A 22,715-nucleotide genomic window follows, 5' to 3' on the forward strand; every position below is an offset into this window, starting at 1 on the left:
GCGGACGATCCGCACCAAGGCCGTCTCGTCCGGTGTACGGCTGGACCGTACGGCCGGCTCCTGAGGCACTCCGCCCGGCCCCGCGGCCAAGCGCTTAGAAGGCGCTTGCCGGGTTCCTCCGTCGCGGCGCTGGTCGACCGCCCGCCCGCCGGCCCGCGGGCGACGGCCGTGTGACCGGCTGCTACAGCCGGCGCAGTACGGCACTCAGCGTTTCGATCTCCCGCGCGGAGAGCTTGTCGGTGAAGTGGCGGCGTACCGCGGCGTACAGGCCGGGCTGCACGGCGGCGATGGTCTCGCGTCCGGCGTCGGTGAGGGTGACGGTGACGCTGGTGCCGCCGGCGCGTTCACGGGCGACGAGGTCGCGCTTGCCCATGCGGGTGAGCTGGTGGGAGATGCGGGTGCGGTCCCAGCCGAGCGACGCGGCGAGCTGGCTCTGGCGCAGGGAACCCCCCGCCTTGGCGAGGTTGACCAGGATCGTCAGGTCCGGCTCGGACAGGCCCGCCGCCTCGGCGGTGTCCGCGATCACCCGGGCGCGGACGAGTTCGTGGGCGCGCTTGAAGGAGGACCAGAGGTCGACGGGATCCGGTGCGGCCTCGCCCAGGGGTTCGCCCGGTTCGGGAATTCCGCCGGCCGACGGCGTTGACATGTCAACATGCCCCTTTCTAGTGTTGAGATGTCAACGCTAGCAGGCGGCTGCGCCCTCGCCCCTCCGACCCCGCGGAAGGATCCACCCGATCCATGCAGACCCGATCCATGCAGACCCGACCCCTTGGCACCGACGGCCCGCAGACCGCCCCTCTCGGGCTGGGCTGCGCCAGCATGTCCGACCACGACGCCCCCGCCGACGAGGCCGACGCCCTCGCCACCATCCGCGCGGCCCTCGACGCCGGCGTCACCCTCCTCGACACCGCCGACTTCTACGGCATGGGCCACAACGAAGACCTCATCCGCCGCGCCCTGCGCGACGGCGATCGCGAGAAGGCGGTCCTGAGCGTCAAGTTCGGCGGTCTGCGCGGCCCCGACGGAGCCTTCGTCGGCATCGAGGGCCGCCCCGCCCACGTGAAGAACGCGCTCGCCTACTCGCTGCGCCGCCTCGGCACCGACCACGTCGACATCTACCGTCCCTCCCGCCTCGACCCCCACACCCCGGTCGAGGACACGGTCGGCGCCATCGCCGAGCTGGTACAGGCCGGACACGTGCGCCACATCGGGCTCTCGGAGGTCGGGCCGGAAACCATCCGCCGCGCCCACGCGGTGCATCCGATCTGCGACGTGCAGATCGAGTACTCCCTGTTCAGCCGTGCCCCCGAGACCAACGGCATCCTGGACACCTGCCGCGACCTGGGGATCGGCGTCACCGCGTACGGGGTCCTCGCGCACGGTCTGCTCACCGGCACCTACCGGCGGCCCGCCGGAGGTGACCCGCGCGCCCACTGGCTGCCCCGCTTCCACCCCGGCAACCTCGCCGCGAACCTCGCCCTGGCCGACCGGCTGCGGCCGCTCGCCGACGCACGCGGCATCAGCGTCGCGCAACTCGCCACCGCCTGGGTCATCACCCGGAGCGGCCGACGCGGCACCGTCGTGGCCGTCCTGGGCGCCCGTCGGCCCGACCGCGTCGAGGAGGCCGTGGCCGCGGCCGGTGTCACCCTGACCGACGACGAACTGCGCGCGATCGACGCGGCCGTCCCGGCCGACGCGGTGGCCGGTACCCGGTACGCCGCACCCCTCATGGCCCTGCTGGACAGCGAGCGCGCCCTGGAGCCGGTCCGCGCGCGGGCGGACACAGAGAACGGACTGTGAGTCATGAACACATCCGCGTCACCGCTCGCCGAGCCGGCCCGGTCCGAGAAGCCGATCGGGGTGGGGATCATCGGGCTCGCAGCGCACGGGAGTTGGGCCGAACGCTCCCACCTGCCGGCCCTGCGCGCCGTCCCGGGGTACGAGCTGAGGGCCCTGAGCACGAGTTCGAAACCGTCGGCGGAGCGCTCCGGACACCGGCACGGTGTGTCCCGCGCCTTCGGGACGGCGGCCGAACTGGTCGCCTGCGACGAGGTGGACCTCGTGGTCGTGGCGGTGAAGGTGCCGCACCACCGGGAACTGGTGCGCACCGCGCTGAGCGCCGGCAAGAGCGTGCTGTGCGAGTGGCCGCTCGGCAACGGGCTCGCCCAGGCCGAGGACATGGCGCGACAGGCACGCGACCTCGCTGTGCCGACCGTCGTCGGACTCCAGGCACGGTCGCACCCGGTCCTCGCCCACGCACGGGACCTCGTGGCCGACGGCTACGTGGGAGAGGTGCTGTCCACGACGGTCGTCGGCTCCGGCGGCGCCTGGGGTGCCACGGTGAACCCCGGCGACCACTACGTGCTCGACGCCGCCAACGGCACGACACTGCTGACCGTTCCCTTCGCCCACACCCTCGACGGACTCGCCTCCGTCCTGGGCGAGCCCGAGGAACTGCGGATCCGGCCCGCGTCGCGGCGTACGTCGGCCGTGGACACCGGGAGCGGACAGCCCGTGCCCATGACCGCCGCGGACCAGGTGGTGGCCTCAGGACGGCTGCCGGGCGGAGCGGTGGCCACCTTCCACTACCGCGGCGGCACCTTCCGGGGAACCAACTTCCGCTGGGAGATCAACGGCACCGAGGGCGACCTCGTCCTCACCGCCCCGATCGGCCATCCCCAGCTCAGCCCGCTCACCCTCGAAGGCGGCCGGGGCACGTCCACCGGCCTCGCTCCCCTGACGGTCCCGGAAGCGTACGTCCGCGTCCCGGAACTGGACCCGCGAGCCGACGCCGCCGCCTACGCGGTCGCGCATGCCTACCGCCGGTTCCTGGACGACCTGCGCGAGGGCACGTCGGTGGTACCCGACTTCGCACACGGCGCCGCCCGGCACCGCAGTATCGAATCGGCCGTCACGACGACGTGACCGGACGCGCGGGCTTCCGCCGGATGCCGGCTCCGGCTCCGGCTCCGGCTCCGGCGGCGGCGAGCAGTGCGACGAGGGCCGACGCCACGAGAGCGCGGCGGTAGCCGTGGGCCAGGGCGGCGGGCCCGGGTGTCGCGCGGCCGGCGGGGCTCGCGAGGGACGTTCGGAGAGGAACGTTCCGCCGACCGGCAGCCGGGCCAGCCACAGGAGGCCGGCCGCGAGCACGACGAAGCCCGGCAGGAGTGTGCCCCGCAGCCGACCCGCGCCCCAGGACGCCGTCATCAGGGCCGCGGCGAGCGGCACTTGGGTGAGGCCGGCCTCCAGGGGGGAGTAACCGAGGACCCGCTGCTGGTAGAGCGGAAGGAAGAAGAACGTGGCGACCCACACCGCTCCGAGCAGGGTGAGACCGGCCGTCACGACGAGCGCGCCGGGCAGATCGAGACGGGCGGCGCGCTCACGTCCCCCCGGCCCAGGAGCAGCGGGGTCGCCACGATCCACCTGCCGCGACGCGTGCCCGCCATGATCCACGGCTCGTGGATCCCCGACTCCGCCCTCTGACCGCCCCGGGAGGGACGCCGGTCGGTGGCCCGGAGCCGCACCCCGGGGCACCCGTCCGGGTAGGCGGAGCTGACCGGCCGTTGCCGCCTGGTCAGGCGTGGACGCCGCGGCGCCGCAGCGCCAGCTCCAGCGCGCGGACCGCGTAGTACGTACGGGACTTGACGGTTCCCCGGGCGACGCCGAGCGCCTCGGCGGTCTCGGCGACGCTGTGACCCAGGAAGTACGTGTGGTGCAGGACCTGCCGTTGCAGGGGCGTGAGGTCGTCCAGAGCGTCGTGGACGACGTGCCGCAGCAGGGTCCGGTCGACGTCGTCGTCGACAGGGATGACGACGTCGTCGACCGGACCGGCGCTGACGGGCCGGATCAGCCGGGCCCGGTGGTCGTCGATCGACAGGTTCCGCACGACGGTGAAGAGCCACGGCCGCAACCCGGTCGCCTCCTGCCGGCGCAGCAGGCCGACGTGCCGCCAGGCGCGGACGGCGGCCTCCTGGAGGATGTCCTCGGCCCTGATCCAGTCCCCGCCCAGCAGGCGGGCGGCGTAGCGCAGCAGCTCGCTGCCGTGTTCGTCGTAGACCAGGCGGACGAAGCGCTCGCAGTCCGGGTCGCCGGCGTCGGGACGGGTTCCGTGCCGGTCACCCGGCCGTTCGTACGTCCGTGGGGCGGAAGTGCCCCGTGGGGACCTCGTGGCCTGCCTCATGGCGCCGACGGCCCCCATGTCTCCTCCTGCTGACTTCGACCCTCGCCCGGTGGCGGCGGCGTCGTCGCCAGCGTGGGGGAGACCGCTTGGCCGATTCTTGTCGTCGTCTTGCCGGGCCGAACCGTCCGGGAAACCTCCCCGTCGGTTCAGGTGAACCGGCGGCGGTGGCCGCTCGTGGAACCGGTACGGGCGCCTCCCCGCTCTGCCGCCGGGCGCGAGGCCGGGCGGCCGGCCGAGTGAGCGGAGGTGAGCAACGTCCGGGCTGTCGAGTGAGTACTCGACCGGGTGAGGGTGGCACCGAGCGAGAGAGGTGCCACCGTGACCACCGTGGAGTTTCGTTTGCTGGGCGCGCTGGAGGCGCGGCGGGACGCCGAGGTACTGGCTCTGGGACCGCCCAAGCGACGCGCGCTGCTCCTGCGTCTGCTGCTGGAGAACGGCCACCCCGTCGGTGTGGAGCGGCTCTGCGACGACCTCTGGAACGGCCGCCCTCCCCCCGGCGCCCGCTCCTCGGTCCACGCGCACATCAGCAGACTGCGCGCGGTGCTGGAACCCGGCCGCGGGCGCGAGCAGCGGCCCACGCTCCTGCGCAGCGCCCCCACCGGGTACGCCCTGTGCGTCCCGCCCGACCTGCTGGACTCGGCGCGGTTCGAACGGGCCGTGCGGCAGGCGCACGCGCTGGCGGCCGGCGGCCGGGTCGGCGAGGCCCGCCGCCAGGCCGAGCGCGCGCTGGGCATGTGGCGCGGCACCGCGCTCCTCGACGCCCGCGACCACCGGTTCGCACAGGGCGAGACCAGCAGGCTCGAAGGTCTCCGGCTGTCGGCCGAGGAACTCCGTGCCACCCTGCTGCTGCGGGAGGGGGAGACGCTCCAGGCCGTCACCGGCGCGGAACGGCTCGTCGCGCGCGATCCCCTGCGCGAGGCGTCCTGGGCCGTGCTCATGCGCGCGCTGTACTGCGCGGGCCGGCCCGCGGAGGCACTGCGGCGCTACGAGGAGGTACGTGCCCTCCTGGCCCGGGACCTCGGCCTCGACCCCGGCCCGGCGCTGCGCGAGACGCAGCTCGCGGTCCTCCGGCACGACACGGCGGCACTGCGGCCGCCGGGCCGGCGTGTTCCGGCCACCGCGCGGGAGGCGGGCCCGGACCTGCCGGGCCGGGCGGCGGAACTCGGACGGCTGTCCGAGGTACTGCGGAGCGCCGCCGCCGGCCGCGCGGGGTGGGCCGTGGTGTCCGGGGAGCCGGGGGCGGGCAAGACCCGGATCGCCGAGGAGGTGGCCCGGGGGGCCGCCGAGACCGGCTGGGAGGTGCGGTGGACGCGGTGCGCCGAGGAAAGCCGCCCCGGGGCCGGGATCATCCCGGACCGCCGACTGCGGCGGCTGCGCGGCCAGTTGGAGCAGCTGACCGAGGACGCGGGCGGCGCCGCCCCGGGACCCGTCCTGCACGTCGTCGAGGACGTCCACCTGGCGTCGGACGACGTACGGGCGCTGCTGCTCACCTGTGCGCGGACGCTGCGCGAGTCGCCGTACGCGGTGCTGTGCACCGTGGCGGACGACGCGGGCCCCGCGACGGAACGCTTCCTGGCCGAGCTGGCCGGCCGCGGCGCCGACCTGATACCGCTCGCTCCGCTGACGGAGTCCGCGGTACGGCTGGTCGCGTCGGCGTCCGCGTCGGTGTCGGCGTCGGCATCGGTGTCGGCGTCGGCATCGGTGTCGGTGTCGGCGTCGGCGTCGGCATCGGTATCGGCGTCGGTGTCGGCGGAGGCGGCACGCCGGCTGCACGAGCTGAGCGGCGGCAACGCCTTCCTGCTCGACCAGTTGATCCGCCATTCCCCGGGTCCCGTCTCCGGCGGCCGGGTGCCCGTGCCGCCGGCCGTCCGGAGCATGGTCAGGGCCCGGCTCGCCGAGCTGTCGCCCGCCGCGCGGCAGGTCGTCGACCGGGCGGCCGTGCTCGGTGACCGGCCCGACATGCGGCGCGTGGCCCGGCTCGGCCGGATGCCGGTCGACGAGGTGCTGGCACTGGCGGACCAGGCCGTCGCGGTGCGGCTGCTGTCCTGGACCGAGGTGGCGTCGCCGCACGCCGGTCAGGGCTACTGCTTCCCGGCCGGGGTGCTCCGGCTGGCCGTGCTCGGTGAGCTGAGCCCCGTACGCCGCCACACCCTGCACGCCGGCGCGGCCCGCACGCTCGCTCGGCGGTAGCGGCGGGCGACGGAAGGTGCTCCACCGTCCCGCCCCACGCGCGGCCGGGTGCCGGGCCGCACCCTGCCGTGCGTCCCGGCACCAGGGCTCCGCCGGCGGGCGCGACGCCGGTCTCCCGACGCCGGGTCGCTCCGCACGCGCGCGCGTGCTCCGCACCCGGGCGCTGGTCGGACATCTTGTGCCACGCGATGCGAGGCGCCCTCAGCCGGATGCTCTGGACCGTGCTCTCGGCGGCCACACGGACGACGGCCTGGTCGCCCACGACCACGTGCGCCGTGAGGGAGCCCTGGCCGGTGTGGCACGTCTGGAACCCGTTGCCGACGGCCGGGAAGCCGTACTGGTGCTGGACCAGGCCGGAGCCGAACAGGACGCCGGCGCCGTCGCGCTGGAGGCCGAACGTGATCCACACGTTGGTGCTGTACCTGGCGGTGGCGCAGATCTGGCCCACCGCCATGGCGGTCACCATGTACACACCGGCTTCCGGCAGCGTCGCCACGCAGTCGGTGGAGGTCCACGCGCCGCCGAGCGGCAGCGTCCGGTCCTGACCGGAGGCACGTCCGTACACGGGGGTGAGCCGGGCGCCGATGGTCCAGGTGTCCGGGCAGTCGTCCGCGCCGTTGCCGATGACATCGATGTCCACGGAGCGCGCGGGACCGATGTTCGCGCCCCGGTCGATTCCGGAGAGCGCCGTGCGCGGGGACACGGAGTCCGTTCTCCGTGCACGCGAGCGCGTTGCACTCGTCCTGCTCGATGACCGGCTCCAGCCGGTAGGGAGTCGCGGGGTCGCCGGTTCCGGTGACCTCGATGCAGTCGCTGCTGACGATGGTCGTTCGCTGGGGAGGAGGCATGGCACGTCCCTGAATTCCTGGGGGTGGTGCGGCGTTCGAGCGCGCGCCGCCTTGTGCCTCGAAATCAGGATTGGCGCAGCGGTTCGACAATGGCGCTGAAGTCGGCCATGGATTCACTGGAGGTGAATAAGACGCTTATCACTATGATCTGATTGCGCTGTTGTGTGCTGCGTTCACACCAACGGGCCACCGGACCGTGACGGTCCGTGCCGCCAGGGCGGGTGTACGTGCCGGAGGCCGTCCGTACGGCCGGCGTGGCCATCTTCGCGGAATACGGCGGATTCACCGGACGCCCCACGTCATCTCCCGTCCGTGTCAACGGAATTGGGACCCCGTCTCCTGTCGGTGTACGGGGTCAACGGTCTTTCGCGGCATTCACCTCCCCAGGATGGTGCCGTTTTTCCGACGTGTCGTTAGTCGTAGTGCTCCGGCCGCGACGGCCGGCGAGCGATCCGACGGAAAGAAGGACGGGTAGAGATGTACGGCACTCGACGCATGGCGGCAGTGACCTCGATCGTGGGGATGCTCATGGCTGCTCCGGCCGGCATGGCCACGGCCCACGCCGGTGACGGCGACGCGGGACCGGGCGGTGTGCTGTCCAACGTCACCGGCCGGAACTCCTCCGGTCACGCCAACCTCTGCGGCACGGGCAAGGTGGCGCTGTTCAAGGAGCGCACCTGTGTGACCGAGGACGGCGGGAAGGGCGGCGGCGACCAGGTGGGCCCCAGCGGCGGCGTCCTGTCCAACCTGGTCTTCGCCCGGAACGCCTCGGGTCACAGCAACAACTGCGGCAACGAGACGGTGGCGGTGTTCAGCAGGACCACCTGCGTCACCACGGAACGTTCCGGCCACTGACCGACCGCACCGGTCCAGCAGACAGAGGTGTCATGATGGCGTCGACTTCGCCAACTTCCCTGTGCGTCGGCGTAGTAGCGCCCCTGACGGGTCGGCTGGCCCCCCTCGGGTCACCGTTGTCGTACGCGCTGCGCAGGCTCACTCCTCGGCTCGCGCGCGTGCGCAACGGTGGCCGCCACCACGACGTGACCGTCGCCGTGCGCGACAGCCGCTCCGATCCCGACGCGGCCCGGCGGGCCGCGCGCGACCTGGCCGACGCCGACGGCGCGCACATCGTGCTCACCATGGCCGGCACCCGGGTCCTGCCCGCCGTCACCCGGGCCTGCGAAGAGGCCGGGGTGCCCTGTGTGTCGACCACGTTCCCCTGGCAGGCGTACGTCCACACGCGCGGCGCCGAGCCCGGGCACCGTTTCCGGTGGACGTACCACTTCGCGTGGGGGCTGGACGACATCGCGGCCGTCTTCGCCGACCTGTGGGAGCGCGTGGACGGGCGGGGCGCCGTCGGGTGCCTGTGGAACGACGACCTCCAGGGCGCCCTGCTGCGGCACGAGCGGTACGGCTTCGCCCCGGTGACGTCCCCGCGCGGGCACACCCTCGTCGACCTCGGCGCCTACCCGGAACCGGCCGACGGCTTCCACCCGCAGGTCGGCCGGATGCGCGAGCACGGCGCCGACGTCATCACCAGCGCCGCCACCGCCACCGACCTCGCCCTCTTCCACCGCCAGGCCCGCGAGGCGGGGCTGCGTCCGCGGCTGATCACCTGCTCACGCTGGCTGACCTACCCGCACACCCACACCACCCCTGCCCCCGGCGTCCACGGGGAACTCGCCGACGCGGGTGTGGCCACCCTGGTCTACTGGAGTCCCGGCCACCCCTACCGCTCCAGCCTGGACGGCATTACGTGCGCCGAACTCGCCCACGCCTACCAGCGGGACACCGGCACGGCGTGGCTCCAGCCCCTCGGCCTGGCCCACGCCCTCCTGGAGACGGCACACCACGCCCTCACCGTCGCGAGCGACCCCACCGACCGGGCCTCCGTCGCCGACGCCCTCGCCGGCACCAGGCTCGACACCATCGCCGGGCGCCTCGACTGGACCCGGGGGCCGACGCCCAACATCGCCCTGCTCCCCCTGGCCGGCGGGCAGTGGCAGCACGACGCGGAAGGCCCCCGGCTCGCCGTCGTCAGCAACCGCGCGCACCCGGACGTACCGCTCACCGGGGAACTGACGACGGCACATTGACACGGATACGGGGGAGGCCGCACCGAACCGGTCGGGGACGCGGGTCGTGGCAACAGGTGTGAGGCACCGGGGAGTCACCGCCCCGGGCCGCCTCGTTCACCGGCTCAGGAGGTGAACGGGACGGCGTCGGCGGGGTCGGTGTGCCAGTTGGTCGCCACGGGCTCGTCGACGACGGCGCTGTCGATGTCGAGGGAGACGGGGTGGGGGTCGCCCTCGCTGACGGAGGCGATGATCGTGCTGTACTCCACGCCGGAGTCGCTGTCGGAGGTCTTCGGGTTGACCCCTGCGTACACCGTCTTGCCGCCGCTGAGGGTGATCTCCTCGCCCGCGACCTGCTCGGCGGGACCGGCCTGGGTGCCGCCGGAGCCGAAGGCGAAGACGGGCAGACCGGCGGGCAGTACGCAGGTGATGCCGGACTTGGCCTTGACGCTGACCTGGTAGTAGCCGCCGGCCTGCGTCTTGGACTCGGCGGACCACTGGAGGTCGTTGGTGCCGCAGCTCTGGCCGTACCCGCTCTTGTCGGCGGCACCGGAGTCGCCCTCGGACGACGAGGACTGGCCCTCGGTCTCGCCGCCGCTGCCGCCGGTGCCGCCGCTCTGTGCGGCGGTCGGGGTGGCCGTGGCGCCGGCCGCCGCGCCCGCGGAGGTGCTGGAGGCGGCCGACTCCGTGCCGGCGGCGTCGGTCGAGCCGTTGTCGCAGGCGGTCATGAGCAGGCCGGCGCTCAGAGCGGCGGAGACGACGAGGGCGGTGCGCAGGCGGCGGTTCATGACGAGGAATCCTCTCGGTCGGTGAGCGGGCCGCGGCGTGTTCCACGGCTCCGCCTTCTCAGTCAGCACGACGACCGGCTGAGCCGGCTGGTTCGGTCGGCGGATCCGATCCGGACGCCCTCGGCACAGCGCTGTGACAAACGGAGCCGGAACAAGAAACAAGAACGAGAAGCAAGAACAAGAAACAAGCAAGAACGAGAAGCAAGAACGAGAAGCAAGAACGAGAAGCAGGAACGAGAGGGGAACGAGGAAGCATGGGTGATCTGTTCATCGTGCGGGTGGTGCTCGGCGTGGGGCTCGCCCTGCCGGCGGGACTGGCCGTGCTGGCGCTGGCGGGGCTGGCCCACGCGGCCCGGCCCTCCGTCCGCCGGGTCGCGCGGCGCACCGGCCCGGCGGACGGAGGGCCGGGTACCGGGGCGTCCGACACCCCCTAGGAGTCAGCTGCCCGCGGGGCCGCCGATCGCGGCGAGCAGCTCGGCCCTGCCGGGGCCCGGTTCGCCGTAGGGCGGCCGGAGGCCGAAGGCGGCGATCCGGGCCGCGAACTCGGCCTCGGGGAGCCGGGCCCCGGGGCCGGTGAGCAGCGCTGCCCCGGCCGCGTACACGCGCAGCAGGTCGGGGTCCCGGAACTTGAGGGCGTCCAGCGCCCTCCTGATGTGCCACTCCCGGTCGTCGGTGTCGTACGGCGTGGGCACGTCCGCCCGCACCGCGTCGATCTCGGCGAGCCGGTGCCGGTCCCAGCCGGCGATGCCGCGGTGGACCGGACCGAGTCTCGTCTCCGTCGTGTCCGCGAACGTCAGGGCCAGCTTCTGCGGATCGTCGGTGGCGGTGGTGCGCAGCAGGTCGCGGAGCGCGGTGGCGTGCAGCGCCCCCAGCGACAGGCCGAGACCGAACAGCGGGTTGGTCGTGGCCCAGGCGTCCCCGATGCTCAGCACCCCGGTCGCCACGGGGACGCCGTCGACGACGAAACGCCGGTACCGGCGCTCCATGCCGGACATGGCCATGATGTCCGTGACGGGTTCCCCGTACTCGGCCAGGTGCGCGACCGGCGGCAGCAGGGCCACCGCCCGGTGCCACGCCGCCGGGCGGGCCAGTGCCCGCAGCGCGCGGTCACGGCTGGAGACGCCGACCGACAGCGACCAGACACCCGCGTCCCCCAGGGTCGCGACGGTCGACACGCACGCGTAGTGGGCGCTGTGCGCGGGCGGCAGCTCGGGTACGCGACCGTCCGCCGAGCGGAAGTACCGGGTGTACGCGAGGAATCCGTCCTCGGCCCGTTCCTCGACGGGGCCCGGCGCGCCGAGGTCCCGCAGCATCCTGCCCACGGGCGAGTTGCGGCCGCAGGCGTCGATCACCAGGTCGGCGAGGACGGCTTCGCCGCTCCTCGTGAGCACCCCGGCGACATGAGGGCGCCGCGGCGCCCGCTCGTTACCGGGCAGCAGCGCCGCGACCGCGGTGCCGCGGCGCACCGTGAGGCGGTCACAGCCCTCGGCGACGGAGCCGAGCGCCGCCTCCAGCAGCGGACGGCGGGCCGTCATCATGGCGAACCGGTCGTCGCCCGGGCGCCACGCGCCGGCCGCGCCGAGCCGCCGCGGACCGTCGAGGAGGTTCGCGGGCACCGCGCCCCGGGCGGTCAGTTCGGTCACCACCTCGGGCAGTTCGTCCGTCAGGGTCCTGAGCACCGCGGGCAGCAGCAGGTGCGGGTGGCGGAACTGGCTGACGCCCGGCCGGTGCCACCCCCGCCACACCTCCTCGCCGTCCCCCGCCGGCGGCGGCGCACCGTCGCGCTCCAGCACGGTGACCCGGTGCCCGTCACGGGCCAGCATCATCGCGGCCATGAGTCCGACGGGTCCGGCTCCCAGTACGACTACGTCCATCACACCTTCTCCTGGTCGCGCTCCGGGGCGGAGCGACGGCCATCAGGCTGGGCGCGGGCGTTGTCCGCTTTCCAGACCGGTTCGCTGCCCAGTGCGGCCGGACGGTGCTCATTCAGGAGTGAGCGGCAGGCGTCCGTGCGCGCGTCGGCGGGGATGGCGGCTGTGCCATGGGAACTGGCGTGGTTCAAGTCCAGCTACAGCGGCAGCCAGGGTGACAGTTGCGTAGAGGTCGCTGTCACCGAGCAGGCCATCACATACGGGACTCCGAGGACGTGACACGTCCGCACTTCGCCGTCGGGCGTGCGCAGTGGTCGCGGTTCGTGGGGTTCGCGGCGCGGGTCTGAGCCGTGTGCGGGTGCGTCCCGGCGGTCGGTCGGGGGCCGACGTGCGCCGCCGGGGCGCCGGACCTGCTCGGATAGACTCGCCGATATGGTCCGATCGTCCCGTGGTGAGTCGACCCCCGGGATGTGGCGGCGGGAGGCGGGCACCGTGGTGCGCCGGGCCCTGGCGCTGCCGGAGCAGGCAGCGGCTCCGTCCTCCATCGTCGCCGGCTTCCGGGTCGTCCCGGTCCCCACGGAGTACCCGCCGCACGAGCACGAGCTGCACGAACTCGTCTGGGTGCGCGGGGGAACACTGACCTCCCGGGTGCGGAACAGCGTCTTCACCGTGTTCGGCGGGCACGGGCTGTGGATGCCCGCCGGAATGGTGCACGAGGGCCGGGCGACGGCGGGCGCGGAGTTCTTCCACGCCTTCTTCGCGCCCGAGCACACCCCGTTCGCGTACGGGGAGCCCAAGGCGATCGCGATGACGCCGTTGCTGGAGTCGCTGCTGACCCACCTGTCCCGTACGGATCTCGACGCGGCGGCCAGGGCGCGGGCGGAGTCGGTCGTGTTCGACGTGATGCGGCCCTCGGAGCGGCAGTTCGCGTTGCAGTTGCCCGGCGACCCCCGGATCGACGCGATCGCCGCGGCCCTGCTGGACGATCCCGCCGACTGCCGCTCGCTGGAGGAGTGGGCGCGGCGGCTGGGGACCAGTGACCGCACCATCACCCGCGCGTTCCGCCAGACGACCGGCCTGTCCTTCGCGCAGTGGCGGCAGATGCTGCGGGTGCACCGGGCGCTGGCGCTCCTCGCCGAGGGCAGCGAGGTGGCGACGGTCTCCGAGATGCTCGGCTACGCGCAGCCCAGTTCCTTCATCGCCGCCTTCCGGCGGGTCATGGGCACCACGCCGGGCGCCTTCTTCGGTGCGGCGGACGGGATTTCTGGGCATGTCCGGAATCCCGTATCGCGTGACCAGAACTCCTGATTGTCGGCATGGCGAGCGGACTATAGCCTTCTCGGAGTTAGGTAACCCTTAGTTGTTGCTCGACGCGAACGGTGCTGTCCGTGCGTGGGGGAGTGCGCGGCCCTTCCGGTGAAGGCCGGACGGAGGGTGCCGCCGCCCTCGTCCCTCCGACCGTCCGGACCCGTCTCGATGTTCACGAATCCTCTCCGGCCCGCCAGTGACCCCGCGGCCGGCCCCGCCGCCCCGGCCGGCGCGCTCACCGGGCACGACCTGGTGCTGCGGTACGGCGGCAAGCCGGTCGTCCACGGTGTCTCCATCGCCCTGGAGCCGGGCCGGGCGACCGCCCTGGTGGGGCCGAACGGCAGCGGCAAGTCCACGCTGCTGCGCGCGCTCTCCCGGCTGCACCGGGTGGACGGCGGCCGGGTGACGCTCGGCACCCCCGGGGAACCGTCCGAGCGCGACGCGGCGCTGCTCGGCCCGCGTCAGTTCGCCCGCGAGGTCACCCTGTTCTCCCAGTCGAGGCCCGCTCCCCAGGGGCTGACGGTCGCGGAGGTCGTGGCGTTCGGCCGCCACCCCTACCGGCGCGGCTTCGCCGGACCGACCGCCGAGGACCGGGCCGCCGTCGACCGCGCCATGGGCGTCACCGGCGTACGGGACATGGCCGGCCGGCCGGTCGGGGAACTGTCCGGCGGGGAGATGCAGCGCGTCTGGCTCGCGGCCTGCCTCGCCCAGGACACCGGCGTCGTCCTGCTGGACGAACCGACCAACCACCTGGACCTGCGCTACCAGATCGAGACGCTCGACCTGGTGCGCGACCTCGTCCAGGAACACGGCATCGCGGTCGGGATCGTGCTGCACGACCTCGATCAGGCGGCCCGGGTCGCGGACACCCTCGTCCTCATGCGCTCCGGACGCGTCCACGCGGTGGGCGCACCCGTGGCCGTCCTCACCGCCGAGAACATTGGCGAGGTCTACGACATCCAGGTCGAGGTCGGCGTCGACCCCCGCACGGGCAGGCTCCGCATCGACCCGATCGGGCGCCACCTCTCCTGAACCGCGGAACCAGAACCGTACAACCGCAGAACCGCATTGACCGTAGGAAAGAGGATCAGTCATGAACCGTCCCCGTCGCCTGGCCGCATCGGCCGTCACCGGCATCTCCCTCCTCGCCGCGACGGCCTGCGGCACGACCGACGTCGACAAGGCCACGGGCGGCAGCGCCAGCGCCGGCGCGTCCCCCGCCTCCGAGAGCTGTGCCGACGACACCACGACCACCTCGACGGGGCCGGTCTCCTTCAAGGACGGCGTCGGCCGGCAGGTGAAGCTCGACAAGCCCGCCGAGCGGATCGCGGTCCTGGAGTGGCAGCAGATCGAGGACGCGCTGACCCTGTGCGTCACCCCCACCGCGGTCTCCGACGCCGAGGGGTACAGCACCTGGGTCAGCGCCGAGAAGCTGCCCAGCGGGGTGACGGACATCGGCACCCGTGAGGAGCCCGACCTCGACACCCTCTACGCGGCCGACCCCGACCTGATCATCGTGGAGGCGTTCAAGGCCGACGACGAGATGGTCAAGAAGCTGGAGAAGAGAGACGTCCCCGTGATGGTCACGCGCGGGGCGGACCCGGACGACCCGATCGGGAACATGCGCGAGGTGTTCAGCATGATCGGCAAGGCGACGGGCCGCACCGAACGCGCCGACCAGGTGCTCAAGGAGTTCGACGACCACCTCGCGACGGCCAAGCAGAAGGTCACCGACGCCGATCTGCCGACCAAGAAGTTCCTGTTCTTCGACGGATGGCTGCAGGGCGGCAACCTCACCGTCCGCCCCTACAGCGACGGCGCCCTGTTCACCGAGATAGGCAAGGAACTCGGCATGACCCCGGCGTGGACCGACGCGATCAACAAGGACCACGGGGACGGCGGCGTCGACCCCTCCTACGGCCTCGCCCAGACCGACGTCGAGGGACTCACCGCGGTCGGCGACGCCAACCTCTTCTACGCGAACGACGAGGGCGCCGGCGGGTATGTCGAGGCCCTGAAGAAGAACGAGATCTGGAAGACGCTCCCGGCGGTCGAGGAAGGCCGCGCCCACTCGTTCCCGGCGCGGGTGTGGGGCGCCGGCGGTCCGCGCTCCTGCGAGCAGGCGATCGACGCCTACGTCGACGTACTCGACAACAAGTGAAGAAGAAGTGAAGACAGCGATACGTACAGCGCCGCCCGAAGGGAGTTCGCCGCCGCGTGACGAGCGCGGCGGCGGCCCCGCCGGGGTGGCCGTCCTGGCACTCCTCCTCGCCGTGACCGTCCTCGTGGGCCTGTGGCACCTGACGCAGGGCACGTCGGGCGTCGGCGTCGGCGACCTGGTGCGCCACTTCACCGGGCAGCCGGAGGAACCCGGCGGGGCGCCGGTCGGCGAGATCTTCACCGGCTCACGCCTGCCGCGCCTGCTCGCGGGCGTGGCGGTGGGCTTCGCCCTCGGCTGCGCCGGCACCCTCCTGCAGTCCGTCACGCACAACACGCTCGCCTCCCCCGACACCCTCGCGGTCACCGCCGGGGCCTACTTCAGCCTCACCCTCGTCGCCGCCTTCGGCCTCACCGTCCCGCTGTGGGCGTCGGGCGCCGTCGCCTTCGCCGGAGGTCTGGTCGCCGCCGCGCTCGTGCTGCTGCTCGCGGGCCGGGCCGCCGGCACCACGGGCACCCGCCTCGTCCTCGCCGGATCGGCGACGGCGATGGCCCTGGACGCGGCGACCAGCATGCTGCTCATCCTGTTCGACCAGAACACCACCGGCCTCTTCGCCTGGGGCAGCGGCTCGCTCGCCCAGCTGAACATCGACGCGTCGGTACGCGCCTACCCCCTCGTCGCGGTGGTGCTGTGCGCCGCCCTGGCCCTGTCCCGGCGGCTGGACGTGATGAACCTCGGCGACGACGCCGCGTCCACCCTCGGCGTGCCGATCCGCAGCACCCGCGTCACCGCCGTGCTCTGCGCCGTGCTGCTGACCGGCACCGCGGTGACCCTCGCGGGCCCCATCGGCTTCGTCGGCCTCGGCGCTCCCGTACTGGCCCGCCTGGTCGCCGCGCGGGTCCGCGCCCTGCGCCGGCACCTCTTCCTGATCCCCGCGGCCGGGCTGCTCGGCGCGCTGCTCATCCTGCTCGCGGACGCGGTCCTGCGCGCCGTCCAGGGCGCGGACGGCGCCGCCGCCATCCCCACCGGCGTACCGACCGCGCTGCTCGGCGCCGTCGTGATCGTGGTCCTCGCGCTGCGCCTGCGGGACACGGGCGGCCTGCGCCGGCCCCCGCACGCGCGGGTCGCCGTCCGCTCACGCCGGGCCTTCCTCCTCGTCGTGGCCGGCGCGGCGGTACTGCTGACCGGGGCGGCCGTCGTGGCGGTCCTGGCGGGCAGCCTGTGGCTGCGCACGGGAGACATCGCGCTCTGGTTCCAGGGCACCGCCCCGAGCCTGATCGGCCAGGCGCTCGACGACCGGGTCCCGCGCGTGCTCGCCGCGATCCTGGCCGGCGCCGCCCTCGGACTGGCCGGAAGCGTCGTGCAGAGCGCGGTGCGCAACCCGCTGGCGGAGCCGGGCGTCCTCGGCATCACGGCGGGCGCCGGACTGGGCGCGGCGAGCGTCGTCACCTCCGGGCTGTCCGGCGGCCGGCCGGTGCTCATCGTGGTCGCGGTCGCGGCGGGGCTCCTCACCTTCGCGGTGATCACCCTGCTGGCCTGGCGCGGCGGCTTCCTGCCCGACCGGTTCGTGCTGATCGGCATCGGCATGGGGTACGGCCTCACCTCGATCACCACCTTCCTCCTGCTGCGCGCCGACCCGTACAACACGCCGCAGATCTTCACCTGGCTCTCCGGCACCACCTACGGCCGTACGTTCCCCGACGTCGTACCGGTCGCGGTGGCCCTGGCGCTGGCCCTTCCCGTACTGCTGTCCATGCGCGGCCGGCTCGACCTGCTCGCCGTCGACGAGGACACCCCGCGCATCGTCGGCGTACGGGTGGAACGCACCCGCTTCGCCGCCCTGGCGATCGCCGCGGTGCTCGCGGCGCTCAGCGTGGTCGCCATCGGTGTCGTCGGCTTCGTGGGGCTCGTCGCCCCGCACCTCGCCCGGTCCCTGGTGGGCGCCCGGCACGGCCGCGCGATCCCGGTCGCGATGCTGCTCGGCGGTCTGCTGGTGTGCGTGGCCGACGCCCTCGGCCGCACGCTCATCGCCCCCGCCCAGCTGCCGGCGGGCCTCATGATCGCCCTGGTCGGAGCCCCCTACTTCATCTGGGTGCTCCGGCAGTCCCGCGCCTGACACCCCGTACGCCCCGTACTCGCCCGTACGCCCCGTACACCTCCGTACATCCCTGTCCCCACCGTCCCGCCAGGAGCACCGGAATGCCGTCCCCGCAGGAAACGCCCGTGCAGGGCGTCGTCGTCCCGTTCGAGCCGGACACGCCGCCGGCCCGGCTGGCGCGGCTCGCGCCCCCCGAGGTGGTGGAGCGCTGGCGGGCGGCCGACCGCTCCGGCCAGGGTCCGCGCCTCGTGGCCGTCCCCGGCGAGGAGGGCGACGGCGCGGACTGGACCGGCGCCGCGCTGGTGACGGCCCGCCCGGACACGGCCTACCTGAAGATCGTCGACGCCGTAGGTGACGTACCGGCGGCCGTCGCCGCCGTCGTCGCCCACGCCCGCCGCCGAGAACTCGCGCAGGTCAAGTGGGAAGGCTGGACGGCACGCCCCGAGGACGCGGCCGGCGCCGGCTTCACCCCTCTGACCCCTCCCCTCGCCCACTCGGAGGGCGCGACCGGACCGGCCGCCGGATACGTCCGCTGGCTGCACGACGACCCGGTGAGCGAACCCCCGTACTACGGCCAGAGCACCCACTTCACCTGCGGCGCCGTCACCGCCCTGGTCGCCCAGGCCCACGCGGGCACCCTGCCGTGGGCGGCGCTGGACCGTCAGGCGGAGCTGACGCTGTGGCGCGACGCGACCAACTTCCTGGCCTGCGAGCCGGTCGGCCTGGGCGTCGCGCTGCGCCGGGCCTGGCCGACGTCCCCCGTCACCGTCCACCTCGACACGGACCGGCCCGTTCTCCTCGACCACCTTCCGGCGAAGGACCAGGAGTGGCGTGCCCTCCTCCAGACCGCCTCCCGCACCGAGGCCGCCCGCCTCGGCGTCCCGGTCGACCCGAGCCGCCTCTCCCTGACCGGGGTCCGGGACGCGCTCGGCCGACGCGAGCAGGTGCTGCTCCTGCTCTCCCTCGCCGCGATGCAAGGCTTCGACGTCCCGCACTGGGTGCTCTGCCACGGCACCGTCCCCGGCGCCGTCGTGATCGACGACCCGTGGGCCAACGCGGCGACGGGGGACACCTGGGTCGACGCCCACCTCCTGCCGGTGCCGGACCTGTCGCTCGACGCGATGTCGGTGATCGCGCCGGGGGGTTTCCGGGGGGCGGTGACCATCGGGCCCGCACGCCCCCTCAGCGGCGGGCCGTCGGCAGCGTGATGCCGTACGCCCGCATCTTGCGGTAGATCGTCGTGCGGGAGATGCCGAGGCGCTGGGCGGCCAGCAGTTTGTTGCCGTCCGCCGCCAGCAGGGCCTGCACCAGGGTGTCGCGTTCGGCGGCCTCCCAGGCGCTCAGGGAGCGGCCGGCCGTGCTGTGCAGGGACGGGGGCAGGTCGCGCGGTTCGATGCGGTACGTGCGGCGGCCGGCGGCGGCCCTGCTCAGGACGTGGTGCAGCTGGCGGACGTTGCCGGGCCAGTCGTGCCGGCGCAGCAGGGGCAGGACCTCCGGCGCGCACTCCAGGTCCGCGCCGACGCGGCGCAGCAGGCAGTCGACCAGGGCGGGCAGGTCCGCGAGGCGGTGCCGCAGCGCGGGGACCGCCGCCGCTTCGGTGAAACAGCGCCGCAGGGGCTCGGGCACGACCGCCGCGTGGTGGAGCGTGCCCATGATCCCCACGATCCAGGTGCCCTGTGCCGCCGCGGCGTCCAGGGCCCGGGCGACGGCCGGTGCCTGCCCGGCGGGTACGGCGTCGATGTTCCGCAGGACCAGGGCGCGGCCCGGACCGGCGGGCGCGGCGCGCAGGGCGGCCGGCAGGTCGGCGGGCAGGTCGGCCGGAGGGTCGGTGTCGGTCCGGGGCGCGGTGTCCGAGACCTGGGGGTCCGGGGCCTGGGGGTCCGGGGCCTGGAGGTCCGGGGCCCGGGGGTCCGGGGCCCGGGGGTCCGGGGCCTGGGGGCCCGCGGCCTGGAGGTGCGGGGCCAGGGCGTCCACGACGACGGGTGCCGAGGCCGCCCCGGTGAGCGCGTGCGCGGCACGGGCCAGGGCGGTCTTGCCGGTGCCGGGCTCGCCGTGGAGCAGCAGCGGCGTCCGCTCGCGGGCGCAGTGCGAGGCCGTACGGGAGACGGTGTTCCACGCCGGGTCGGTCCCGGCCAGGCCCGGCAGCGGCCACGGCAGGGCCGCGTCGCGCTCGCCACGGGAGCGGGAGCCGGTACCGGGACGGTCCTCCCCGCCGCCGGGGTGCTCCGGGAAGGCCAGTTCCAGCAGGTACCCGGCCGCGCCCGCGGAGCTGTCGACCTGGCGGCAGCGCATCAGCACGGTCTGCCCGCCGGTCAGCCGGACCTCCGTGCGGACGCGCGGCGCGTGTCCCGACTCGGCGGCGGCCTCGTGCAGCAGCCGGTGGTCGTCGCCGGTGAGCCGCGCGGAGGCGGCGGAGTTGGCGAGCACCAGGTCCTGGCCGAGGCAGAGCACCGGCCGGTCCCCGTAGTGGGTCACCTGCTGGAACGCCTCCAGCAGGGCACGCTGGTGGGAGCTGGTGAACTCGTACATCACGCGCTCGATGTCACCGACGGCCTCCTGCACCAGGGCGGCCATGAGGGTGCGCGCCGGACCGTTCCAGCAGGTCAGGTTCATGGCCCCCTCGACCCGTCCGGTGACCGAGTTGCGGATCGGGGCGGCGGCGCAGGAGACGCTCTGCAACCGTTCGTTGAAGTGCTCGGTGCCCAGCACCACGTTGGGCCGGCGTTCCTCCAGCGCGACCCCGATGCCGTTGGTCCCGACGAACTGCTCGGCGTAGTTGAAGCCGGGCGCCAGGTGGACCCGGTCCAGGTGTGCCGAGAGCCGTTTCTCGCCGACGCGGCGGTCGCGTACCCAGCCCTTGCGGTCGGTCACGATCACGCAGGCGTCCGATCCGGCCAGCGCCCGCTCCAGACGGTCCAGGACCGGCGTGGCGGCGCGCACCAGGCGGCTTTCCCGGTCGTAGTCCGGCTGGTAGGGGACGACCACCTCGTCCGGGCGGATCCCCAGGTACTTGGAGCGCTGCCAGGAGTTGCGGATGCTCTCGGGCACGATCGGCGCGGGCGGGTCCTGGTTCTCCAGGAACTTCAGGCGTGCTCGCGCGATGGTCCGGTCCCGCGCTGTGCTGTCGCTGAGCATGGCGCCTCCGATGAGCGTGTTTCCGCCATATTACGAACGCGTTTGCACCTGTCAACGGGTGGTTCGCCACGACTTTCCGACGCGTTCGCGGTGCCCTGAGCGCGGGGCGGTCCGGGTGTGTTCCACATTGAAAAACTCGACGGCGCTCCCCGCCCCCACGCTGAGGGACAGCACCGCACGAAGGCGCGGTCGCTCAACGTCGAGCACAGGAGCAGCACTATGACTTCCTCCGGCAACGCACCCCGTACCGCCATCGTCACCGGCGCCGCCCGCGGCATCGGCCGCGGCATTGCGGAGCGACTGGCCGACGACGGGCTGGACGTGGCCGTCGCCGATCTCCCCGGTATGGGCGAGGAGTTGAGCGAGGTGGCGGCCGGTATCGAGAAGAAGGGCCGCCGGGCCCTCGCCGTGCACGCCGATGTGACCAGCAAGGAGCAGACCGACGCGCTCGTCGCGGAGGTGGCGGACCGCTTCGGCAGGGTCGACGTCTACGTGGCCAACGCCGGCATCGCCCGGGTCACCCCGCTGCTGGAGACCGGGCTCGACGAGTTCGAGCAGATCATGGCCGTGAACCTGCGCGGCGTCTTCCTCTCCTACCAGGCCGCGGCCCGGCAGATGATCGCCCAGGGCGGCGGCGGCAAGATCATCGGTGCCGCCTCGATCGTCGCGTACCGCCCGTTCGCGCTGCTCGGCACCTACTCGGCGTCGAAGTGGGGCGTACGCGGCCTCACCCAGGCCGCCGCCATGGAGTGGGCGCGGTACGGCATCACCGTCAACGCGTACTGCCCGGGGATCGTCGGCACCGACATGTGGGACCTGATCGACGAGCGGCTGGCCGAGGAGGCGGGCATCCAGAAGGGCCAGGCCATCAAGAAGCACGCGGAGGCGATCGCGCTGGGCCGGGTCGAGGAGCCCGCGGACGTCGCGTCCTTCGTCTCGTACCTGGCCTCGCCGGACTCGGACTACATGACCGGCCAGTCCGTCATGATCGACGGCGGCATCCAGTTCTCCTGACGTACCTCGGCCCACCCCAGCGCACCGAAGGAGCGAGCGAGATGTATTCCAAGGACGGCGAGAACTACTTCATCGTGGACGCGCACATCGCCCTGTGGGACGCGCGCCCCGAGAACCAGCTCAACATCCACGGCAAGCAGTTCATCGACTGCTTCTACGACTACCACCGCAACCTCGGCCCCGAGTCCGAGCACTGGCCGTACGAGGAGTTCCTCTACCAGGGCGGGGAACGCCTGATGAAGGACCTCTTCGTCGACGGGTACGTGGACCACGCCGTCTTCCAGCCCGCCCGCCTCGGCGCCTTCTACCGCAACGGCTTCGGGCAGACCGAGGAGGCGTCCGCGCTCGCCCGCAAGCACCCGGACAAGCTGACGTACAACCACTCCTGGGACCCGCGCTACGAGCAGAAGGGCCTCGACCAACTGCGGCGGGACGCCGAGCGGTTCCAGCTCAAGGGCGTCAAGCTGTACACGGCCGAGTGGAAGGGCGACTCGCGCGGCTACAAGCTCGACGACCCCTGGTCGCGCCGCTACCTGGAGACGGCGATCGAGCTGGGCATCAAGAACATCCACATCCACAAGGGCCCCACCATCCGCCCGCTGGACCGGGACGCCTTCGACGTCGCCGACGTCGATTCGGTGGCGAGCGACTACACGGAGCTGAACTTCGTCGTCGAGCACTGCGGGCTGCCCCGCCTGGAGGACTTCTGCTGGATCGCCACGCAGGAGCCCAACGTGCACGCCGGCCTCGCCGTGGCCATCCCCTTCATGCACACCCGCCCGCGCTACTTCGCGCAGATCATCGGCGAGCTGCTGTACTGGCTGGACGAGAACCGCATCCAGTTCTCCAGCGACTATGCGCTGTGGACGCCGCGCTGGCTGATCGAGCGGTTCGTCGACTTCCAGATCCCCGAGGACATGCAGGACGAGTACCCGCCGCTCACGGTGGCCCAGAAGAAGAAGATCCTCGGGCTGAACGCGGCCGCCCTGTACGACATCGAGGTCCCGGCCGGGCTGGGCACCGGCCGCACCGAACCGGCGGTGGCCTGAG

19 protein-coding genes and 1 pseudogene are annotated in these 22,715 nt (G+C 73.4%); 15 read left to right on the forward strand and 5 right to left on the reverse strand.

Translation table 11 applies throughout. The annotated features are described in order from the left end of the window. Window positions 1-181: 181 nt before the first annotated feature. Window positions 182-646, reverse strand: coding sequence for a MarR family winged helix-turn-helix transcriptional regulator (locus ACIQR3_RS24220; protein ID WP_403542277.1), 465 nt, complete (start codon window positions 644-646; stop codon window positions 182-184). Between the two features lie 107 nt (window positions 647-753). Between ACIQR3_RS24220 and ACIQR3_RS24225 the strand changes: the two genes are divergently transcribed. Together ACIQR3_RS24225 and ACIQR3_RS24230 are read left to right on the forward strand one after the other, a co-directional pair. Beyond that, window positions 754-1,800 (forward strand): aldo/keto reductase, encoded by a 1,047-nt coding sequence (locus tag ACIQR3_RS24225; RefSeq protein ID WP_403542456.1) that lies wholly within the window; start codon window positions 754-756, stop codon window positions 1,798-1,800. A gap of 3 nt (window positions 1,801-1,803) precedes the next feature. Continuing rightward, complete coding sequence (locus ACIQR3_RS24230; RefSeq protein ID WP_403542280.1) at window positions 1,804-2,925, forward strand: Gfo/Idh/MocA family protein; 1,122 nt, start codon at window positions 1,804-1,806, stop codon at window positions 2,923-2,925. Window positions 2,926-3,574: 649 nt separating this feature from the next. Here ACIQR3_RS24230 and ACIQR3_RS24235 read toward each other — a convergent pair. Continuing rightward, the gene (locus tag ACIQR3_RS24235) at window positions 3,575-4,198 is read right to left on the reverse strand and encodes a sigma-70 family RNA polymerase sigma factor (protein ID WP_403542282.1); all 624 of its coding nucleotides are present in this window, start codon (window positions 4,196-4,198) and stop codon (window positions 3,575-3,577) included. A 300-nt stretch (window positions 4,199-4,498) separates the two neighbouring features. On the opposite strand from ACIQR3_RS24235, the gene ACIQR3_RS24240 reads away from it, so the two are divergent. The 4 genes from ACIQR3_RS24240 to ACIQR3_RS24255 all read left to right on the forward strand — a co-directional run bounded on the left by ACIQR3_RS24240 (window position 4,499) and on the right by ACIQR3_RS24255 (window position 9,314). Next, on the forward strand, window positions 4,499-6,370 hold the full coding sequence (locus ACIQR3_RS24240; RefSeq protein ID WP_403542285.1) for a BTAD domain-containing putative transcriptional regulator: 1,872 nt from the start codon (window positions 4,499-4,501) through the stop codon (window positions 6,368-6,370). Between the two features lie 398 nt (window positions 6,371-6,768). Further along, complete coding sequence (locus ACIQR3_RS24245; protein ID WP_403542287.1) at window positions 6,769-6,915, forward strand: hypothetical protein; 147 nt, start codon at window positions 6,769-6,771, stop codon at window positions 6,913-6,915. Window positions 6,916-7,713: 798 nt separating this feature from the next. Then, window positions 7,714-8,073, forward strand: coding sequence for a hypothetical protein (locus ACIQR3_RS24250; protein WP_403542289.1), 360 nt, complete (start codon window positions 7,714-7,716; stop codon window positions 8,071-8,073). Window positions 8,074-8,108: 35 nt separating this feature from the next. Continuing rightward, window positions 8,109-9,314 carry an ABC transporter substrate-binding protein gene (locus ACIQR3_RS24255; protein ID WP_403542291.1) on the forward strand — a complete coding sequence of 402 codons (1,206 nt, stop codon included), beginning with the start codon at window positions 8,109-8,111 and terminating at the stop codon, window positions 9,312-9,314. A gap of 104 nt (window positions 9,315-9,418) precedes the next feature. Here ACIQR3_RS24255 and ACIQR3_RS24260 read toward each other — a convergent pair whose 3' ends face one another. After that, window positions 9,419-10,081 carry a DUF4232 domain-containing protein gene (locus ACIQR3_RS24260; protein ID WP_403542294.1) on the reverse strand — a complete coding sequence of 221 codons (663 nt, stop codon included), beginning with the start codon at window positions 10,079-10,081 and terminating at the stop codon, window positions 9,419-9,421. 254 nt (window positions 10,082-10,335) lie between these two features. Between ACIQR3_RS24260 and ACIQR3_RS24265 the strand changes: the two genes are divergently transcribed. After that, a complete protein-coding gene (locus ACIQR3_RS24265; protein ID WP_403542297.1) occupies window positions 10,336-10,515 on the forward strand; it encodes a hypothetical protein in 180 nt (59 codons plus the stop codon). 3 nt (window positions 10,516-10,518) lie between these two features. On the opposite strand, the gene ACIQR3_RS24270 is transcribed toward ACIQR3_RS24265, so the two are convergent. Then, entirely contained in the window at window positions 10,519-11,955 is a 1,437-nt protein-coding gene (locus tag ACIQR3_RS24270) for an FAD-dependent oxidoreductase (RefSeq protein ID WP_403542299.1), read from the reverse strand. 153 nt (window positions 11,956-12,108) lie between these two features. On the opposite strand from ACIQR3_RS24270, the pseudogene ACIQR3_RS24275 reads away from it, so the two are divergent. The 6 genes and pseudogenes from ACIQR3_RS24275 to ACIQR3_RS24300 all read left to right on the forward strand — a co-directional run bounded on the left by ACIQR3_RS24275 (window position 12,109) and on the right by ACIQR3_RS24300 (window position 18,724). Then, window positions 12,109-12,299 (forward strand): annotated as a pseudogene (locus ACIQR3_RS24275) (DUF397 domain-containing protein). An 85-nt stretch (window positions 12,300-12,384) separates the two neighbouring features. After that, window positions 12,385-13,260: a helix-turn-helix domain-containing protein gene (locus tag ACIQR3_RS24280; protein WP_403542301.1), complete on the forward strand. Its 876-nt coding sequence runs from the start codon at window positions 12,385-12,387 to the stop codon at window positions 13,258-13,260. A gap of 168 nt (window positions 13,261-13,428) precedes the next feature. After that, window positions 13,429-14,292, forward strand: a complete 864-nt coding sequence (locus ACIQR3_RS24285; RefSeq protein WP_403542304.1) for an ABC transporter ATP-binding protein — start codon at window positions 13,429-13,431, stop codon at window positions 14,290-14,292. Between the two features lie 61 nt (window positions 14,293-14,353). Next, entirely contained in the window at window positions 14,354-15,421 is a 1,068-nt protein-coding gene (locus ACIQR3_RS24290) for an ABC transporter substrate-binding protein (RefSeq protein ID WP_403542307.1), read from the forward strand. Between the two features lie 7 nt (window positions 15,422-15,428). After that, entirely contained in the window at window positions 15,429-17,534 is a 2,106-nt protein-coding gene (locus tag ACIQR3_RS24295; RefSeq protein WP_403542309.1) for an iron ABC transporter permease, read from the forward strand. Between the two features lie 83 nt (window positions 17,535-17,617). Then, the gene (locus tag ACIQR3_RS24300) at window positions 17,618-18,724 is read left to right on the forward strand and encodes a peptidase C39 family protein (protein WP_403542312.1); all 1,107 of its coding nucleotides are present in this window, start codon (window positions 17,618-17,620) and stop codon (window positions 18,722-18,724) included. On the opposite strand, the gene ACIQR3_RS24305 is transcribed toward ACIQR3_RS24300, so the two are convergent. After that, window positions 18,699-20,651, reverse strand: a complete 1,953-nt coding sequence (locus ACIQR3_RS24305; RefSeq protein WP_403542314.1) for a sigma-54-dependent Fis family transcriptional regulator — start codon at window positions 20,649-20,651, stop codon at window positions 18,699-18,701. The genes ACIQR3_RS24300 and ACIQR3_RS24305 overlap by 26 nt on opposite strands. A gap of 219 nt (window positions 20,652-20,870) precedes the next feature. On the opposite strand from ACIQR3_RS24305, the gene ACIQR3_RS24310 reads away from it, so the two are divergent. Both ACIQR3_RS24310 and ACIQR3_RS24315 read left to right on the forward strand, forming a co-directional pair. Then, complete coding sequence (locus ACIQR3_RS24310; protein ID WP_403542316.1) at window positions 20,871-21,665, forward strand: acetoin reductase; 795 nt, start codon at window positions 20,871-20,873, stop codon at window positions 21,663-21,665. Window positions 21,666-21,706: 41 nt separating this feature from the next. Beyond that, a complete protein-coding gene (locus tag ACIQR3_RS24315) occupies window positions 21,707-22,714 on the forward strand; it encodes an amidohydrolase family protein (protein WP_403542318.1) in 1,008 nt (335 codons plus the stop codon). Window position 22,715: the final 1 nt, after the last annotated feature.

It is taken from the genome of Streptomyces sp. NPDC090994 (assembly GCF_044768905.1).
Lineage (GTDB): Bacteria > Actinomycetota > Actinomycetes > Streptomycetales > Streptomycetaceae > Streptomyces.

Coding starts and splice junctions, on each gene's coding strand:
- ACIQR3_RS24220 (WP_403542277.1), bottom strand. CDS start 646: ATGTCAACGCCGTCGGCCGGCGGAATTCCCGAACCGGGCGAACCCCTG.
- ACIQR3_RS24225 (WP_403542456.1), top strand. CDS start 754: ATGCAGACCCGACCCCTTGGCACCGACGGCCCGCAGACCGCCCCTCTC.
- ACIQR3_RS24230 (WP_403542280.1), top strand. CDS start 1,804: ATGAACACATCCGCGTCACCGCTCGCCGAGCCGGCCCGGTCCGAGAAG.
- ACIQR3_RS24235 (WP_403542282.1), bottom strand. CDS start 4,198: ATGGGGGCCGTCGGCGCCATGAGGCAGGCCACGAGGTCCCCACGGGGC.
- ACIQR3_RS24250 (WP_403542289.1), top strand. CDS start 7,714: ATGGCGGCAGTGACCTCGATCGTGGGGATGCTCATGGCTGCTCCGGCC.
- ACIQR3_RS24255 (WP_403542291.1), top strand. CDS start 8,109: ATGGCGTCGACTTCGCCAACTTCCCTGTGCGTCGGCGTAGTAGCGCCC.
- ACIQR3_RS24260 (WP_403542294.1), bottom strand. CDS start 10,081: ATGAACCGCCGCCTGCGCACCGCCCTCGTCGTCTCCGCCGCTCTGAGC.
- ACIQR3_RS24265 (WP_403542297.1), top strand. CDS start 10,336: ATGGGTGATCTGTTCATCGTGCGGGTGGTGCTCGGCGTGGGGCTCGCC.
- ACIQR3_RS24270 (WP_403542299.1), bottom strand. CDS start 11,955: ATGGACGTAGTCGTACTGGGAGCCGGACCCGTCGGACTCATGGCCGCG.
- ACIQR3_RS24280 (WP_403542301.1), top strand. CDS start 12,385: ATGGTCCGATCGTCCCGTGGTGAGTCGACCCCCGGGATGTGGCGGCGG.
- ACIQR3_RS24285 (WP_403542304.1), top strand. CDS start 13,429: ATGTTCACGAATCCTCTCCGGCCCGCCAGTGACCCCGCGGCCGGCCCC.
- ACIQR3_RS24290 (WP_403542307.1), top strand. CDS start 14,354: ATGAACCGTCCCCGTCGCCTGGCCGCATCGGCCGTCACCGGCATCTCC.
- ACIQR3_RS24300 (WP_403542312.1), top strand. CDS start 17,618: ATGCCGTCCCCGCAGGAAACGCCCGTGCAGGGCGTCGTCGTCCCGTTC.
- ACIQR3_RS24305 (WP_403542314.1), bottom strand. CDS start 20,651: ATGCTCAGCGACAGCACAGCGCGGGACCGGACCATCGCGCGAGCACGC.
- ACIQR3_RS24310 (WP_403542316.1), top strand. CDS start 20,871: ATGACTTCCTCCGGCAACGCACCCCGTACCGCCATCGTCACCGGCGCC.
- ACIQR3_RS24315 (WP_403542318.1), top strand. CDS start 21,707: ATGTATTCCAAGGACGGCGAGAACTACTTCATCGTGGACGCGCACATC.